Source organism: Streptomyces sp. VTCC 41912 (assembly GCF_045799175.1).
GTDB lineage: Bacteria > Actinomycetota > Actinomycetes > Streptomycetales > Streptomycetaceae > Streptomyces > Streptomyces albulus_C.
The window spans coordinates 117,774-133,488 of the sequence record NZ_JBJMAB010000016.1 but is presented as its reverse complement, the minus strand read 5'-3'; the positions used below and the strand labels follow the sequence as shown (position 1 = coordinate 133,488).

14 protein-coding genes and 1 riboswitch are annotated in these 15,715 nt (G+C 73.4%); of the genes, 9 read left to right on the top strand and 5 right to left on the bottom strand.

Annotated elements, in window-relative coordinates; translation table 11 throughout:
- Positions 1-67 precede the first annotated feature (67 nt).
- A complete protein-coding gene (locus ACJ6WD_RS22760; RefSeq protein WP_407616409.1) occupies positions 68-781 on the bottom strand; it encodes a M50 family metallopeptidase in 714 nt (237 codons plus the stop codon).
- Between the two features lie 35 nt (positions 782-816).
- On the opposite strand from ACJ6WD_RS22760, the gene ACJ6WD_RS22755 reads away from it, so the two are divergent.
- The 8 genes from ACJ6WD_RS22755 to def all read left to right on the top strand — a co-directional run bounded on the left by ACJ6WD_RS22755 (position 817) and on the right by def (position 8,794).
- Entirely contained in the window at positions 817-1,647 is an 831-nt protein-coding gene (locus ACJ6WD_RS22755) for an SOS response-associated peptidase (RefSeq protein WP_016576470.1), read from the top strand.
- Positions 1,648-1,713: 66 nt separating this feature from the next.
- Complete coding sequence (locus tag ACJ6WD_RS22750) at positions 1,714-2,361, top strand: alpha/beta family hydrolase (protein WP_233656846.1); 648 nt, start codon at positions 1,714-1,716, stop codon at positions 2,359-2,361.
- A gap of 341 nt (positions 2,362-2,702) precedes the next feature.
- A complete protein-coding gene (locus tag ACJ6WD_RS22745; RefSeq protein WP_233657109.1) occupies positions 2,703-3,404 on the top strand; it encodes a sigma-70 family RNA polymerase sigma factor in 702 nt (233 codons plus the stop codon).
- Positions 3,401-3,793, top strand: coding sequence for a mycothiol system anti-sigma-R factor (rsrA, locus tag ACJ6WD_RS22740; protein ID WP_016573167.1), 393 nt, complete (start codon positions 3,401-3,403; stop codon positions 3,791-3,793). The genes ACJ6WD_RS22745 and rsrA overlap by 4 nt, the downstream gene beginning before the upstream one ends.
- A 318-nt stretch (positions 3,794-4,111) precedes the next feature.
- Positions 4,112-5,524, top strand: coding sequence for an HD-GYP domain-containing protein (locus tag ACJ6WD_RS22735; RefSeq protein WP_407616408.1), 1,413 nt, complete (start codon positions 4,112-4,114; stop codon positions 5,522-5,524).
- Positions 5,521-6,759 (top strand): HD-GYP domain-containing protein, encoded by a 1,239-nt coding sequence (locus tag ACJ6WD_RS22730; RefSeq protein ID WP_233656844.1) that lies wholly within the window; start codon positions 5,521-5,523, stop codon positions 6,757-6,759. The genes ACJ6WD_RS22735 and ACJ6WD_RS22730 overlap by 4 nt, the downstream gene beginning before the upstream one ends.
- A 337-nt stretch (positions 6,760-7,096) precedes the next feature.
- Positions 7,097-8,095, top strand: coding sequence for a hypothetical protein (locus ACJ6WD_RS22725; RefSeq protein ID WP_233656843.1), 999 nt, complete (start codon positions 7,097-7,099; stop codon positions 8,093-8,095).
- Positions 8,096-8,164: 69 nt separating this feature from the next.
- Complete coding sequence (gene def / locus ACJ6WD_RS22720; protein ID WP_233656842.1) at positions 8,165-8,794, top strand: peptide deformylase; 630 nt, start codon at positions 8,165-8,167, stop codon at positions 8,792-8,794.
- 38 nt (positions 8,795-8,832) lie between these two features.
- Here def and ACJ6WD_RS22715 read toward each other — a convergent pair whose 3' ends face one another.
- The 4 genes from ACJ6WD_RS22715 to ACJ6WD_RS22700 all read right to left on the bottom strand — a co-directional run bounded on the left by ACJ6WD_RS22715 (position 8,833) and on the right by ACJ6WD_RS22700 (position 15,335).
- Positions 8,833-10,785: a transglycosylase domain-containing protein gene (locus ACJ6WD_RS22715; RefSeq protein WP_331247268.1), complete on the bottom strand. Its 1,953-nt coding sequence runs from the start codon at positions 10,783-10,785 to the stop codon at positions 8,833-8,835.
- A gap of 107 nt (positions 10,786-10,892) precedes the next feature.
- Positions 10,893-11,957, bottom strand: a complete 1,065-nt coding sequence (locus tag ACJ6WD_RS22710; RefSeq protein ID WP_016573173.1) for a ribonucleotide-diphosphate reductase subunit beta — start codon at positions 11,955-11,957, stop codon at positions 10,893-10,895.
- Positions 11,957-14,377, bottom strand: a complete 2,421-nt coding sequence (locus tag ACJ6WD_RS22705; protein ID WP_376555761.1) for a ribonucleoside-diphosphate reductase subunit alpha — start codon at positions 14,375-14,377, stop codon at positions 11,957-11,959. The genes ACJ6WD_RS22710 and ACJ6WD_RS22705 overlap by 1 nt, the downstream gene beginning before the upstream one ends.
- Before the next feature lie 186 nt (positions 14,378-14,563).
- Positions 14,564-14,664: riboswitch (cobalamin riboswitch) on the bottom strand.
- A gap of 167 nt (positions 14,665-14,831) precedes the next feature.
- Positions 14,832-15,335, bottom strand: a complete 504-nt coding sequence (locus ACJ6WD_RS22700; protein ID WP_331247267.1) for a GNAT family N-acetyltransferase — start codon at positions 15,333-15,335, stop codon at positions 14,832-14,834.
- Positions 15,336-15,471: 136 nt separating this feature from the next.
- On the opposite strand from ACJ6WD_RS22700, the gene ACJ6WD_RS22695 reads away from it, so the two are divergent.
- The gene (locus ACJ6WD_RS22695; protein WP_308401724.1) at positions 15,472-15,660 is read left to right on the top strand and encodes a hypothetical protein; all 189 of its coding nucleotides are present in this window, start codon (positions 15,472-15,474) and stop codon (positions 15,658-15,660) included.
- Positions 15,661-15,715: the final 55 nt, after the last annotated feature.

The following is a 15,715-nucleotide window of genomic DNA, read 5'->3' as shown; positions in this document are numbered from 1 at the left end:
TGGGTTACCAGAGGTCAACGGTACGGACATCCGCTCCTCCTTCATATGCCGATTCATGTATGCCGATTCATATGCCGAGCAGCCAGCGCCCGCCGCCGAGCAGGGAGCACACCGTCACCACGTGGAAGAAGCCGAGCCAGACGGCGGCCGGGACGTGGGTGAGCCGGGCCAACTGGTCGGGGTCGGAGTCCACGGCGCCGCCGCGCCGCCGCTTCCCCTGGAGCTCGAACGGCGGCCGCACCCCGCCCAGCAGCAGGAACCACACCACCGCGTACGCGAAGCCCGCCTGCACCTCGGGCGCGGTCAGCCAGGACACCAGCAGGAAGGTGCCGCCCGCCAGCACGACGGTGAGCACGCCGTACGCGTTGCGGATCATCACCAGCATCGCCAGCAGCAGCGCGGTGGCCCCCCACAACAGGGCCGTGGTGTGCCCGGCGGCCAGCAGCGCGGCACCGGCCAGGCCCAGCAGCGACGGGGCCAGGTAGCCGGCGGCGGCGGTCAGGACCATGCCCAGACCGTGCGGTTTGCCGCGCGAGACGGTCAGCCCCGAAGTGTCCGAGTGCAGCCGGATGCCGTCCAGACGGCGCCCGGTGAGCAGGGCGATCAGCCCGTGTCCGCCCTCGTGGGCGATGGTCACGGCGTTCCGCGACAGGCGCCAGGCGGTGCGCGGGACGACGGCGCCCAGGGCCAGCACGCCGGTGACGATCACCAGCCAGAGCGAGGGGCCGGGCTGGGCGGAGAAGACCTGCTCCCAGACGTCGGTGATGTGGTGGGTGTCCATGTCTCCCCTTCGTGTGGCATGGCAGTGTGGCACGCATGTGCGGTAGGTATGCAGCGAGCCGGCAGGCCGAGGAACTGGTGGGAACCTTCGGCGTCCAGCAGTGGCAACCCACGGAGACGTTGGCGCCCAGTTGGAACGTCGCCCCGACGGACAACGTGCAGGTGGTGCTGGAACGTCCCCTCAAGGGCGAGACGGCCGCCGCCTTCCCGCCGGGCCCGGTGCGCCAGCTGCGGACGCTCAAGTGGGGGCTCGTCCCGGCGTGGGCGAAATCACCCGAGGGCGCCGCACGGATGATCAACGCCCGGTCGGAGACGGTGCATGAGAAGCCGTCGTTCCGGCAGGCGTTCGCCGCCCGCCGCTGCCTGATCCCCGGGGACGGCTACTTCGAGTGGGTCACCGGCGCCACCGAGCGGCAGCTGGAGGAGCAGGGCCGCAAGAAGCGCCCCCGCAAGCAGCCGTACTTCGTGACGCCCGCGGACGGCTCGGTGATGGCGATGGCCGGGCTCTACGAGTTCTGGCGGGACCGCACGCTGCCCGCCGACCACCCGCTGGCCTGGTGGGTGACCTGCACGGTCCTCACCACCGAGGCCGAGACGACCGCGCTGGCCGGTGCCGACGGCGGCGAGGGCCCGCAGACCCTCGCCGAGATCCACCCGCGGATGCCGCTGGTGCTGCCGCCGGAGCGCTGGGACGCCTGGCTCGACCCGGGCCGCGGCGACCCGGACGAGCTCCGGGCGCTGCTGACCCCGCCGCCGCCCGGACTGATGCGGGCCTTCCCCGTGCCGACCGACGTCAGCAACGTCCGCAACAACGGACCGGAGCTGGTCACCGAACTCGACGGGCCGGAGGTCGGCACCCTGTTCTGAAGGCCGTCGTGGCCGGTCGGGCGGGCCGCGGTGCCCTCCCCGGCGCACCGCGGGCAGGATGGGCCCATGAGTACGAGGGCGAACGAGAGCGAGACGGTCGCGACGCCGGCGGGCGACGCCCGGATCTCCTGGTACCGCGACGCCGAGCCGGCCCGGGCGGTGATCGCCGTCAGCCACGGCGCGGGCGGCGGCATCGAGGCCCGTGACCTGCGTGCCCTGGCGGCGGCGCTGCCGGCCCGCGGCTACACCGTGGCGCTGGTCGAGCAGCCGTGGCGGGTGGCCGGCAAGAAGGTGGCGCCCGCCCCGAAGACCCTGGACGTCGGGTGGACCGCGCTCTGGCCGGCGCTGGAGAAGCCCGGCCTGCCGGTGGTCGCCGGCGGTCGCAGTGCCGGCGCCCGGGTGGCCTGCCGGACGGCCCGCGCGCTGGGCGCCCACGCCGTCCTGGCGCTGAGCTTCCCGCTGCACCCGCCGGGCAAGCCGGAGCGGTCCCGGGGCGAGGAGCTGACCGGCGCCGGCGTGCCGACGCTGGTGGTCCAGGGCGGGCGGGATCCGTTCGGGCGGCCGGCGGAGTTCCCGGCGGGCACCGCGCTCACCGAGGTGGCCCACGGCGACCACGGTTTCGCGGTGCCGAAGTCGGCGGGGGTGAGCGAGGCGGAGTCGATGGCGGTGCTCACCGACGCGGTGGTGGCGTGGCTGGACGGGATGTTCGGCTGACGGCCCGCGGCCGGGGCGCCGTACCGCGTCGCGCGGCCCCCGGCCCGACCTGCCACGACCGGCCAAGATCCGGTCGGTCGGGGCGGGAATGATCCGGCCCGGTGCCGCTGTTGTGCCATGCGTAGGCAATGGAGCACAGCCAGCGCGCACGAGGAATGGGAGTCCGCCGCATGGGAATCGCTTGCCCGGCTCGACCGGCCGCCGACCTGCAGTGGCCGCCGATGCAGGTGACGCAGTCAGCCCTGGTTGGAGCGGCGGGCGCACCGGATCGTCGTCTATTCTCCGAATCGAGAGGACCCGTGGCGCCGGCAGCCGCGGGATCCGCCACGGTGTTGGAGGAGGTGGGTCCGGTCACCGGAACCGACGAGGGGACCGACGGCCCGGCTGCGGAGCAGACCGCGGGCCGGACGGAGAGCGACGCCGAGCGCAACGCGCGCTTCGAGCGGGACGCCCTCACCTTCCTCGACCAGATGTACTCCGCGGCCCTGCGCATGACGCGCAACCCGGCCGACGCGGAGGACCTGGTGCAGGAGACGTACGCCAAGGCGTACGCGTCCTTCCACCAGTTCCGGGAGGGCACCAACCTCAAGGCGTGGCTGTACCGCATCCTCACCAACACGTTCATCAACTCGTACCGCAAGAAGCAGCGTGAGCCGCAGCGCAGCGCCGCCGACGAGATCGAGGACTGGCAGCTCGCGCGCGCCGAGTCCCACATGTCGACGGGCCTGCGCTCCGCCGAGTCGCAGGCGTTGGACCACCTTCCCGACTCGGACGTGAAGGCCGCGCTGCAGGCGATCCCCGAGGAATTCCGGATCGCCGTCTACCTCGCGGACGTCGAGGGCTTTGCGTACAAGGAGATCGCGGACATCATGGGGACACCCATCGGCACGGTGATGTCCCGTCTCCACCGCGGTCGGCGCCAACTGCGCGGCATGCTGGAGGACTACGCCCGCGAGCGCGGGCTGGTTCCGGCGGGGGCGGCCGCCCAGACGGAGTCCGCGCCGGCGCCGGAGTCGCACGACCGGAAAGGCTCGGGATCATGAGCTGCGGAGAGCCGCACGAGAAGGACTGCTCAGAGGTCCTTGACCACCTTTACGAGTACCTCGACCGCGAGATGCCGGCCGGGGAGTGCGCCGAATTCCAGGTCCACCTCGACGAGTGCTCGCCGTGCCTGGAGAAGTACGGGCTGGAGCAGGCCGTCAAGAAGCTCGTCAAGCGGTGCTGCGGCCACGACGACGTCCCCACCGACCTGCGGTCCAAGGTCATGGGCCGGATCGAGCTGATCCGGGCCGGGGAGGCCGTGCCCGAGGTGAGCGTCCTGGATCAGGCCCGGCACGAACAGGCCCAGCGGGAGCGCGCGGCGGACGCCCAGGGCGCCGCCGGCGCACCGCCGCAGGCCGACGCGGCGGACAGCGCCGCACGCGCCGAGTAGACCCGGCCGCCCCAGCGGGCCCGGGTGCCTCCGGGGAGCCCCGCGATCCCGGCCGCCCCGGTCACTCCGGCCCCGGAACGCTGCCGCGTACGCGTACGGCTCCGACAACGGACCGCCGCCGCGCAGCCGGCACGTCCACGCGCCGAACGGGCGTGCGCCCCGCTCACCCCTGGGGGTGAGGGGCCGGGCGATCCGCCCCCTTCGATCCGTCGATGCGTCCCCTCGGGCGCCACCGCCCCTCTATTCTCGCCGGACCCTCGCGGTGCGCGGCCGTCCGCCGTGACGGCGGGGTGCGTCGGGCAGGGTGAGGAGGGCGCGATGCGAGAACTCCCAGCGGCCGCGCGGGTGTACATCGGTTGCGCCGCCCTGGCCGCGGCGCTCTGCGCGGCCCCCGCGGTACGGCTCGGCGCCGCCGCCCCCTGGGCCGACGCCCTGGCCCTGGGCGTCCTGCACGGCCTGTGCGAACGCATCCGCCGCTGCCCGCTGACCCAGGGCCCGGCGCGGCACGCGGCCGGGCCCGACGCGCCGACCGGAACGTTTCCTCCGGGCTGGGCCACCCCCGTGGTGCTCGCCGGAGCCTTCCTGTTGCCACCGTCGTTGGCGGCGCTGGTCGCCGTGCCCGGCGCCCTGCTCGCGCCGGCCGCCCGCCCCTGGCCGGCCGCCCGCCGCCTCTGGCACACCGCCGAACTCGCCCTGGCAGCCTGGGCGGCGGCCCAGGTGTTCCGGGCCGTCGGCCCCGCCGCACCGGCCGCGGCCCCGATGTCGACCTTCCCGCAGCTGCTGCCGCCCGCGCTGGCCGCCGCGGCCGCCTTCTGCGGTGTGCTCACCGCGCTCGGCGGCGGCGTGCTGGCCCTCGCCGAGCGGCACCCGCTGCGCACCGCGTGGCGCGGCCCGGCGGCGCGGCTGCCGGTGACCCACCTCGTCCACGGGCTGACCGGGCTGATGATGGCGGTGCTCTGGCACAGCGTCTACGGGCCGCCCGCCGCGCTGCTGGTGCTGCTGCCGGTGCACCTGTCCTGCTGGGCGTTCGCGCAGTACCAGCGGGAGCGCGCCGCCCACCAGGCCACCGTCCGGGCCCTGGTCCAGGCCGTCGACATCAAGGACCGCTACACCCGCGGGCACAGCGAGCGGGTCGGCCGGGCGTCGGTGCTGATCGCCCGGGAACTGGGCATGGCGGAGGACCGGCTGGAGGTGCTGCGGTTCGCCGGCATCCTGCACGACGTGGGTAAACTCGGCGTCCCCACCCGGGTGTTGCGCAAGGACGGGCCGCTGACCCCGCAGGAGCGCCGGATCATCGAGCTGCACCCCGAGTACGGGCACGAGATCGTCCGCGGCATCGGGTTCCTGGGCGAGGTGCGGGCCGCGATCCTGCACCACCACGAGCGGGTGGACGGCAGCGGCTACCCCTACGGCCTGATGGGTCATCAAATTCCCGAGTGCGCACGGATGGTGGCCGTCGCGGACGCCTTCGACGCGATGACCTCCACCCGTTCCTACCGCCGGGCCCGCCCGGTGCCGGCCGCGGTCGCCGAACTCCGGCGGTGCGCCGGGACGCAGTTCGACCCGCGGATGGTCCGGGCACTGGCCGCCGCCCTCGACAAGCACGGCTGGCGGCCGGAGCAGGTGACCGCGGGGGAGGAGCGGGCGGCCGATCCGGCGCCGGCGGGCAGCGGCGCCGTCCCCCCGGTCCGGGCCCACCGGTCGGGCGCGGACCACGGCGCCGCCCGATGAGACGCCGCGCCGCCGCCTGGGTGCACGGCCCGGCCGTCGCGCTGGCCTGCTGGGGCCTGGGCCACACCCTGTGGCACGGCATCGCCGCACCGCGCACCGCACTGGCCTTCGGGGCGCTGATCGCGGCGGGCGAGGCGGTGCGCCGCGCCCCCGCCCGCCCAGGTCTGCGGGAGGGCGCCCCGCTCGGTGCGGCCGGGGCGCTCGGCTACGCGCTGCTCGACGACGCGGACGGCCGGCCGGCCGGGCACGGGGTGGCGCAGACCCTGGCGGTGGTGGTGGCGGCCGGGTTGGTGGGGCTCGTCCCCTATCTGGCGCGCGGCGGCGGGCCGGTGCTGGACCCGCTCGCCCGCCGGGTGCTGAGCGTCGGGTTCGCCGCCACCTGCTGCCAACCCCTGCACGCCGCGGGGACGTTGCCGGCCTGGGCCGCGATCGGTCCCGTCCGCCCGCTCTTCCTGGCCGTGCTGCTGGCGCTGACCGCGCTCTGCGACGCGGTGCTGGCCGCCGCACTGGCCCGGGCCCGGACGGGGTGGCCGTACGGGCCGCTGCTGCGGGACGCGTTGCGGGCGCTGCCCGGCATCGGCACCGCGATCTGCGCCACCGGCGTGGTCATCGCGCTGGCCGTGGCGGTCGCCGGCCTGTGGGCGCTGCCGGTGTTCTGCCTGCCGCTGCTGCTGACCCAGCTCGCCTTCCGCCGGTACGCGGCGGTCCGTGCCACCTACCGCCAGACCATCGCCTCGCTGGCCCGCGCCACCGAGATCGCCGGCTGCACGCCGCCCGGCCACGTCCGCCGGGTGGCCGGGCTCAGCCGCGCGGTGGGGCGGGAACTCGGGCTCGGCGGGCCGGACTTGGACGTCCTGGAGCACGCCGCCCTGATGCACGACATCGGACAGCTCTCGCTCGTCGACCCGGTGCCGGACGGCGCCACCGCCCCGCTGCCGCCCGCCGAACAGCGCCGGATCGCCCTGCTGGGCGGCGCGGTGGCCCGGCAGACCGGTGCCCCGCCGGAGGTCGCGGTGATCGTCGAGCGGCAGGCCGATCCGTACCGGGAGCAGCCGGTCACCGCCCGTATCGTGCGCACCGTCAACGCCTACGACGACCTGGTGGCGGGCGCCACGGGGCCCGCCGGGCGGCTGCGGGCCCTGGAACGGCTGCGGCTGGCCACCGCCCGGGACCACGAACCGGGGGTGGTCGAGGCGCTCGCCCGGGTCCTGGCGCGCGGGGGCCGGGCGGGCTGAGCCCGGGCGCCGGGGGGGCTTCCGCACGGTGTGCGCCGGGGCGCGGAGCCGTTCCGTGCGCTCCCGTCGAGGCCCCGCGCACCCCCGTCGCACGGTGTTCCCGACCCGTCCACTGTCGGGGAACCCATGGGTAATGAGCGGCCTGCGAGATGGGCATGGTTGGATGCGAAGGGAGCCCCTTGAAGGGGGGTTCAGGGGGTCGGCGCAGGGCATGAGCCGCACGGGGGTGAGCCCGACGCCAATCTGTGGCAGGTTGTCGAGTGGGCCCCCAGAAGGCCCCGGGGAACCGCCCGGGCCCCCTCCGGAGCGGCACAAGAGCAACCAGCAGGCGGGAATCGTGAGGATCTTCGGCAAGGTACGGCACCGGCCCTCCGCCTCGTGGCGGCAGGCGACCGACCGCGCTTTCACGCTGATCGGCGACGGCCGTTACGAGGACGCGGGGGCACTGCTGACCCGCGCGGCGGACATGGAGCCCTGGCTGTCGGAGTCCTGGTTCAACCTCGCGCTGCTGCACAAGTTCCGGCACGACTGGGAGCAGGCCCGGGCCGCCGGCCTGCGCGCCGTGGCGCTGCTGGACCGCGAGACCGGGGCGCCCGACTGGTGGAACGTCGGCATCGCCGCCACCGCCCTCCAGGACTGGCCGCTGGCCCGTCGTGCCTGGCAGGCGTACGGGCTGAAGGTCCCCGGCGAGGGCTCGCCGACCGGGGAGCCGCGGGGGATGGCGCTGGGCAGCGCCGCGGTCCGGCTCTCGCCCGAGGGCGAGGCCGAGGTGGTCTGGGGCCGCCGGCTGGACCCGGCCCGCATCGAGGTGCTCTCCATCCCGCTGCCGTCCTCCGGGCGGCGCTGGGGCGAGGTGGTGCTGCACGACGGCGTCCCGCACGGCGAGCGGACCACCACCGCCGCCGACGGCGACACCCGCACCTTCCCGGTCTTCGACGAGATCGAGCTGTGGGCGCCCTCCCCGGTGCCCACCTGGGTGGTGCTCCTGGAGGCCGCCACCGAGGCCGACCGGGACGCCCTGGAGCAGCTGGCGGCCGACGCCGGCTTCGCCGCCGAGGACTGGTCGTCGTCGGTGCGGCTGCTGTGCCGCACCTGCTCCGAGAGCCGGATGCCCAGCGACGAGGGCGACGGCGAGCACCTGGACCCGCACGACCACAGCGAACCGGGCCACCCCGGGCCGCTGGGCCACCGCACCGCCGGCTCCGGCTCGCTGTGGGCCCCCGAGCGCGAGTGCGGTATCGCGGCGCCCGCGGCCCTGGTGCGGGGCCTGCTGGACGGCTGGGTCGCGGACAGCCCGGACACCCGGGAATGGCGCGATCTTGAAGAGGTCTGCTGAGCGGGCGACCGCGTCCCCGTAGGCTGTAGGGCGTTCCCCGAGGGTTTTGCAGGAAGGCGTACGGCGGAGATGGCCCAGCAGGACAGTGATCAGCAGGAGAGCGTCGCGTTCGTCGACGACGTCACGGACGCCAAGGAGCGCGAGGCGGCCCACCGGGAGCGCGGCACCTCCCGTCCCATCACCGTGGTCGGCAACCCGGTCCTCCACAAGGAGTGCAAGGACGTCACGGAGTTCGACGACGAGCTGGCGCAGCTGATCGACGACATGTTCGCCAGCCAGCGCACCGCCGAGGGCGTCGGCCTGGCCGCCAACCAGATCGGCGTGGACCTCAAGGTCTTCGTCTACGACTGCCCGGACGACGAGGGCGTCCGGCACGTCGGCCACGTCTGCAACCCCGTCCTGGACGAGCTGCCCGCCGGCCGTCGGGTGCTCGACGACTCCAACGAGGGCTGCCTGTCCGTCCCCGGCGCGTACGCCGAGCTGCCCCGCCCCGACTACGCGGTGGTGCGCGGCCAGAACGCCAAGGGCGAGCCGATCGTGGTCGAGGGCACCGGCTACTTCGCGCGCTGCCTCCAGCACGAGACCGACCACCTCTACGGCTACCTCTACATCGACCGGCTCTCCAAGCGGGACCGCAAGGACGCGCTGAAGCAGATGGCCGAGCGCGAGCCCCGCTACGCCGTCGTCCCCAACGACTGAGGCGGTGGGCGGCGCGGGGCTCCCGGCCCGGCGCCGCCCTACGCGGCGCCTTGGTAGGCGGTCCAGACCCGGGGCGGGAGCGAGGTGCCCAGTCCGGTGTCGGGGCCGCCGACGCCGTTCAGGGGCAGCAACTGGGGCGCGCCCGGCTTGTTCCGGAACAGCGTGATCGCGGTGGTGGGTTCGGCGCCCTTCCCGGCACCGGTCGTGGGGTCGGCGCGGACACCGGCACCGGCGACCGGTGCGGGGCGCACTCCCTTGGCCCAGCCGCCGCCGGCCGGCGGCGGGGTGGCGACGAACCACGCCGACTTCATCCGGTCACCGGGCTCGGTGGCCGCGACCGCGGGCGGCTCCTCGCCCGCCTTGAGGCCCGACGGCAGGGTCCGCCAGCCCAGCCCCGCCAGCATGTTGGTCATCGTCTGCGCGACCTCCGGGGTGACCGCCTGCTGCGGCTCGGGGCGCTCGAAGCCGGCGACCGCCTTGCCCTGGTAGGTCATGGTCGAGACGGCGTACGGCTCGGCGTGCCGCCCGGCGTTGGCGAAGGTGCTGTAGGCGCTGGCCAGGCGGACGGCGCTGGGCGCCGAGGTGCCCAGCGGGAAGGTCTGCTCCAGCTGCGCCAGGCTCTCCTTGCGCAGCCCCAGGCTGAGCGCCAGGTCCCGGATCTGCTCCAGTCCGAGTTGCTTCCCGCCTTGGACGAACGGGACGTTCGAGCCCTGCATCAGGGCGCCGAGCAGCGCGTCGGACCGGCTGGAGCCGTCCGCCGGGCGCGGCTGGTCGCCGTACCGCTCGGCCTCCTGCTGGAGGGCGGTGGCCAGGACGATCGGCTTGAAGGCGGAGCCGGCCGGCACCGCCGTGGTGTCGGCGTTGTTGCTGAAGTGCCGGGTGGCGTCGGCACCGCCGTAGAGCGCGACGATCGCGCCGTCGTCGGGGCGCACCGAGGCCGCGCCGAATTCCACGTAGCTGTCCGCGGTGCGCTTCTTCGCGTCCAGGCTCTTGGTGCGGACGTCGTTGACGGCCTTCTCCAGCCGGCGGGTGCGCTGCTTCTCGAACGTGGTGTGGACGCGGTAGCCGCCGCGGGCCAGGTCCTTGTCGGTCAGCCCGGTGGTGCTCTTGACGAACTTGTTGGCGACGTCGACGAGGTAGCCGATCTGGCCGGCCTGGCTGGTGGGTTTGGTCACCGGGCGAGGTTCGGGGAACGTGCGGTAGTGCGCGCGTTCCTCCTTGCTCATCGCACCGGTGTCGACGAGCCGGTCGAGTATCCACTTCCAACGGTCCACCGCCCGGGCGTGGTTGGCCTTGCTCAGGCCCGGGTCGTACTGCTCGGAGCCCTTCAGCACGGCGGCCAGCAGCGCGCCCTGACTGGGGTCGAGGTCCTTGGCGTCGATGCCGTAGTAGGCGTGGGCCGCCGCCTGGATGCCGTTCGAACCCCGGCCGAACCAGCTGGTGTTGAGGTAGCCCCGCAGGATGTCCGACTTGCTCTTCTGGTTGTTGACCTTCAGCGCGATGATGAATTCCTTCACCTTGCGGGTGGCGGTCTGGTCCGGCGAGAGGTAGGTGTTCTTCACGTACTGCTGGGTGATGGTCGAACCGCCCTGGGTGTCACCGCCGGAGACCATGTTCACCACGGCCCGGGCGATGCCGGTGAGCGAGACCCCGTGGTCCTCGTAGAAGGTGGCGTTCTCGGCCGCGATCACGGCGTTCTGGACGTGTTTGGGTACTTTGTCCAGGGTGACGTTCTGTCGGTTGACCGTGCCGACGGTGACCATCTGGCTGCCGTCCGCCCAGTAGTACACGGTGCCTTCCCGGCCGGCGAGCGCGTTCTCGTTGGGGACGTCGATCTTCGCGTAGACGAACGCGAACAGCCCGCCCAGACATGCCAGGACGAACGTGCACGTGCCCGACCACAGGCGCCACGACGGCAGCCAGCGGCGCACCCCCTTCCGGCCGAGGCGGGGGTAGTCGATGTACCGGCGACTTTTCTTCCTGCCCTCCATATCCGGGTAGATGTGGTGGCACAGGCTCCGGTTGCCGCTCCGGCCACCCGCTAATCGAACGCTCACATTCGGGCGGGTGGCCGGGACACGGCTTCAGCCGGTCGGGATCAGAACTCGTCGTCGAAGGAGACCGAGCCCTCGACGGCGACCTGGTAGGCCGAGGCGCGCCGCTCGAAGAAGTTGGTCAGCTCCTGGACGTTCTGCAGCTCCATGAAGGAGAACGGGTTCTCCGAGCCGAAGACGGCGGGGAAGCCCAGCCGGCGCAGCCGCTGGTCGGCGACGCACTGGAGGTACTCGCGCATCGACGCGGTGTTCATCCCCGGCAGGCCCTCGCCGCACAGGTCGCGGGCGAACTGCAGCTCGGCCTCCACGGCCTCCGTCAGCATGTCGGTGACCTGCTGCTGGAGCGCGTCGTCGAAGAGGTCGGGCTCCTCCTCGCGGACGGTGTCCACCACGGAGAAGGCGAACTCCATGTGCATCGACTCGTCGCGGAAGACCCAGTTGGTGCCGGTGGCCAGGCCGTGCAGCAGGCCCCGCGACCGGAACCAGTACACGTAGGCGAACGCGCCGTAGAAGAACAGGCCCTCGATGCAGGCCGCGAAGCAGATGAGGTTCAGCAGGAAGCGGCGGCGGTCGGCCTTGCTCTCCAACTGGTCGAGCTTCTCGACGTGATCCATCCACCGGAAGCAGAACTCCGCCTTCTCGCGGATGGACGGGATCTTCTCCACCGCGGCGAACGCGGCGGCCCGGTCGTCCGGATCGGGCAGGTAGGTGTCCAGCAGCGTCAGGTAGAACTGGACGTGCACGGCCTCCTCGAAGAGCTGACGGCTCAGGTACAGCCGCGCCTCGGGGGAGTTGATGTGCTTGTACAGCGTCAGCACCAGGTTGTTGGCGACGATCGAGTCGCCGGTGGCGAAGAACGCCACCAGACGGCCGATCAGGTGCTGCTCACCCGGGGAGAGCTTGGCGAGGTCGGCGACGTCGGAGTGGAGGTCGACCTCCTCGACGGTCCAGGTGTTCTTGATCGCGTCCCGGTAGCGGTCGTAGAAGTCCGGGTAGCGCATGGGCCGCAGGGTCAGCTCGAAGCCCGGGTCCAGGAGGTTCTTCCGGCCGCCGGTGGTGGCGGTGTGGGCGGCTGCGGCGTTCGTGGTCTTCTCGGGTGCGGTGGACATTACTGGCAGGCCTCGCAGGACTCGGGGTTCTCCAGGGAGCACGCGACCGCGTCGGGGTCGCTCGCCGGGAGCTGGGCGGGAAGGGACGCGGCGCGGGCCGACTGGGCGATCCGGGTCGCCGGCCGGGAACGCAGGTAGTACGTGGTCTTGATGCCGCGCTTCCAGGCGTACGCGTACATCGAGCTGAGCTTGCCGATGGTCGGCGACGCCATGAAGAGGTTGAGCGACTGGCTCTGGTCCAGGAACGGCGTGCGGTCCGCGGCCATGTCGATCAGGGCGCGCTGGGGGATCTCCCAGGCGGTGCGGTAGCGGTGCCGGACGTCCGCGGGGATCCAGGCCAGCTCCGCGACGGAGCCGTTGGCGTCCCGGAGCGCGTCCCGGGTCCGCGCGTCCCACAGGCCCAACTCCTTGAGCTCCTCGATCAGGTACGTGTTGACCTGGAGGAACTCGCCGGACAGCGTCTCGCGCTTGAAGAGGTTGGAGACCTGCGGCTCGATGCACTCGTAGACGCCGGCGATCGACGCGATGGTGGCGGTCGGCGCGATGGCCAGCAGCAGCGAGTTGCGCATGCCGGTCGTGGCGATCCGGGCGCGCAGCGCCGCCCAACGGTCCGCCCAGCGCGGTTCGGCGTTCGGGTAGTGGTCCGGGTGCAGCACGCCGCGGGCGGTGCGGGTCGCGGACCAGGTCGCGTGCGGCCCGTGCCGCTCGGCGAGGTCGGCGGACGCCTCGTAGGCGGCCAGCATGATCCGCTCGGAGATGCGGGTGGACAGCTCCCGGGCCTCGGCCGAGTCGAACGGCAGCCGCAGCCGGAAGAAGACGTCCTGCAGGCCCATCAGGCCCAGACCCACCGGCCGCCAACGGGAGTTGGAGGCGGCGGCCTGCTCGGTCGGGTAGAAGTTGATGTCCACGACCCGGTCGAGGAAGGTCACGGCGGTGCGGACGGTGGCGTCCAGCCGCTCCCAGTCCATCGCCTCCGCCCCGTCGCCGGCGTCCTGGCGCAGGTGCGCGGCGAGGTTGACCGACCCCAGGTTGCAGACCGCGGTCTCGCCGTCGTCGGTGACCTCCAGGATCTCCGTGCACAGGTTGGAGGAGTGCACGACCCGCCCGGGCTCCGCGGTCTGGTTGGCGGTGCGGTTGGCGGCGTCCTTGAACGTCATCCAGCCGTTGCCGGTCTGCGCCAGGGTGCGCATCATCCGGGAGTACAGCACCCGGGCCGGCACCTGCTTGAGGGCCTTGCCCGCGGCCTCCGCCGCCCGGTAGGCGACGTCGAACTCCTCGCCCCACAGGTCGACGAGCTCCGGCACGTCGGCCGGGGAGAACAGCGACCAGTCGGCGTCCGCCTCGACCCGGCGCATGAACTCGTCCGGGATCCAGTGCGCGATGTTGAGGTTGTGGGTCCGGCGGGCCTCCTCGCCGGTGTTGTCCCGCAGTTCCAGGAACTCCTCGATGTCCCCGTGCCAGGTCTCCAGGTAGACGCAGGCCGCGCCCTTGCGGCGGCCGCCCTGGTTGACCGCGGCCACCGACGCGTCGAGCGTGCGCAGGAACGGCACGATGCCGTTGGAGTGCCCGTTGGTGCCGCGGATCAGCGAACCGCGGGCGCGGATCCGGGAGTACGACAGACCGATCCCGCCGGCGTGCTTGGAGAGCCGGGCCACCTGGTGGTAGCGGTCGTAGATGGAGTCCAGCTCGTCCAGCGGGGAGTCCAGCAGGTAGCAGGAGGACATCTGCGGGTGCCGGGTGCCGGAGTTGAAGAGCGTGGGGGAGGACGGCAGGTAGGACAGCGTGCTGGTCAGCCGGTACAGCTCGGCGACGTCCGCCAGCGCCCGCGCGGAGTCGTCCTCGGCGAGACCGCAGGCCACCCGCAGCAGGAAGTGCTGGGGCGTCTCGATCACCTTGCGGGTGGTGGGGTGCCGCAGCAGGTAGCGCGACTGCAGGGTGCGCAGCCCGAAGTACCCGAACCGGTCGTCGGCGCCGGACGCCAGAGCCCCGTCCACCAGCGCGTCCAACTGCGCCGCGTGGCCGCGGACGAACTCCGCGGTGACGTCCGCGATCAGGCCCTCCCGGTGGCCGACCTCGATCGAGGTCGCGAAGGAGGTGGCGCCCTGGCCGGCGGCCTCCTCGGCGATGGCGAGGGTGAGCAGGCGCGCCGCGAGCCGGGAGTACTGCGGCTCGTCGGCGATCAGCCCGGCCGCGGCCTCGGTCGCCAGCGCGCGCAGTTCCGCCTCGTCGGAGCCGGGGTGCCGGCCGCGCAGCGCGGCGGCGGCCACCTTGCCGGGGTCGGTCGCGGTCAGGTCGGCGGTCAGCTCGGTCAGCGTCCGCAGCAGGGCGACGCCCGGTCCGTCCTGGTGCGCGGGAGGTGCGGCCACCGCGGACTGCACGACCTCGGCGTCTGACGCGGGCTCCGTTGGCGCGATGGTCACCTGATGCTCTCCCTCACTCGGCGGGGGCCGGGAGGGGCGGCGGTGCGACGGCAGCCGCGCGGGCAGGGCGGCACCTCACGGCGAGCCGGAGGTGCGCGGGTCGGCCGCGCGGCGTCCATCGGCCCATCCCTCGGGGCCCGGACGTATCGACGCCGCACCGATGGCGGTGCGGACGTGCCGTCGGCAGGTCCTCGGACTCGGGAGCGCACCGGCGGACCCTTGCGAACGGGCCGCGGAACGCGCTCTCACACCGTTGCGGGACAGTCCCGGATTCGCACCGGATTCCCCTGCGGCGACAGCGAGGAAGAGCATACATCTTGTGTCGCTACCCGCATGCACCCCCACATCTTGTGTCGCTCCCGCATACCATTCCCGCAGGTATGCGAAGGGCCGGACCACCCGGGCGCCGCTTCGGCGCCGCCGGAACGCCGTCGCGACAGCCGCCGACGACCCCTCAGACCAGCTCACGGGCGAACGCCCACAGCGTCACCCCGGGGACCGGAACCCAGTCCCGTTCCGCCGCCCGCGCGAAGCCCAGCCGGCGGTACAGCCGGTGCGCCGGCAGCAGGTGCGCCTGGCTCGACAGCACCATGGCGCGCAGCCCCGACTCCCGTGCGCGCGCCAGGCACGCCCGCACCAGCGCCGCCCCGACGCCGTGCCCGCGCCCGGCGGCCCGCACCGCCAGCATCCGGAACTCGGCCTCCCCGGGCCCGGCCAACTCCGCGTACGGGCTCCCGTGCGGCGCGAACGTCACCGCCCCCAGCAGCGCCCCGTCCGCCCCGCCCACGGCCACCAGCACCTCGGCGTGCGCCGCCCGGTGCGCGACCTTCCGCAGCACCGCCGCGTACGGATCGTCCGCTCCGCCCTTCAACAGCCCGTCGGCCAGGTACACCTCGGTCACGAGGTCCCCGACCGTCTCGTACTCCGCCGGGCGGACGGCTCTGATGGTGATGTCCATGGAGGCCAGTGTCGCGGCGGCCGCCCGAGGGCACGGCCGGGGCGGCGAATGGTAACCGTCATGTGACCGTCAGTGGCCTCGACTGTCGTCGGGCTTACGCTCTCTGGTCCGTCCAGCGGAAGAAGGAGGAGGCTCCATGACCGCGCTCGTCGACCGGCCGCACAGCACGCTCACCGATTGCTTCGAAGAGGCAGCTCGGATAATCGACCGGGCGGAGGAAGGGGCACGGCTGGAACTCATCGACGGAAAAATCTGGAGCAAGGCTGTGCCGGACGGGGATGGCATCACCCTCGACACCGAGGCGCTCAAGGACGGGGTGAGCTGATCCTGCGCGGCCGACGCGCCGCACGGGACACAGGGCCGTGCCGTTCCGGGGAACG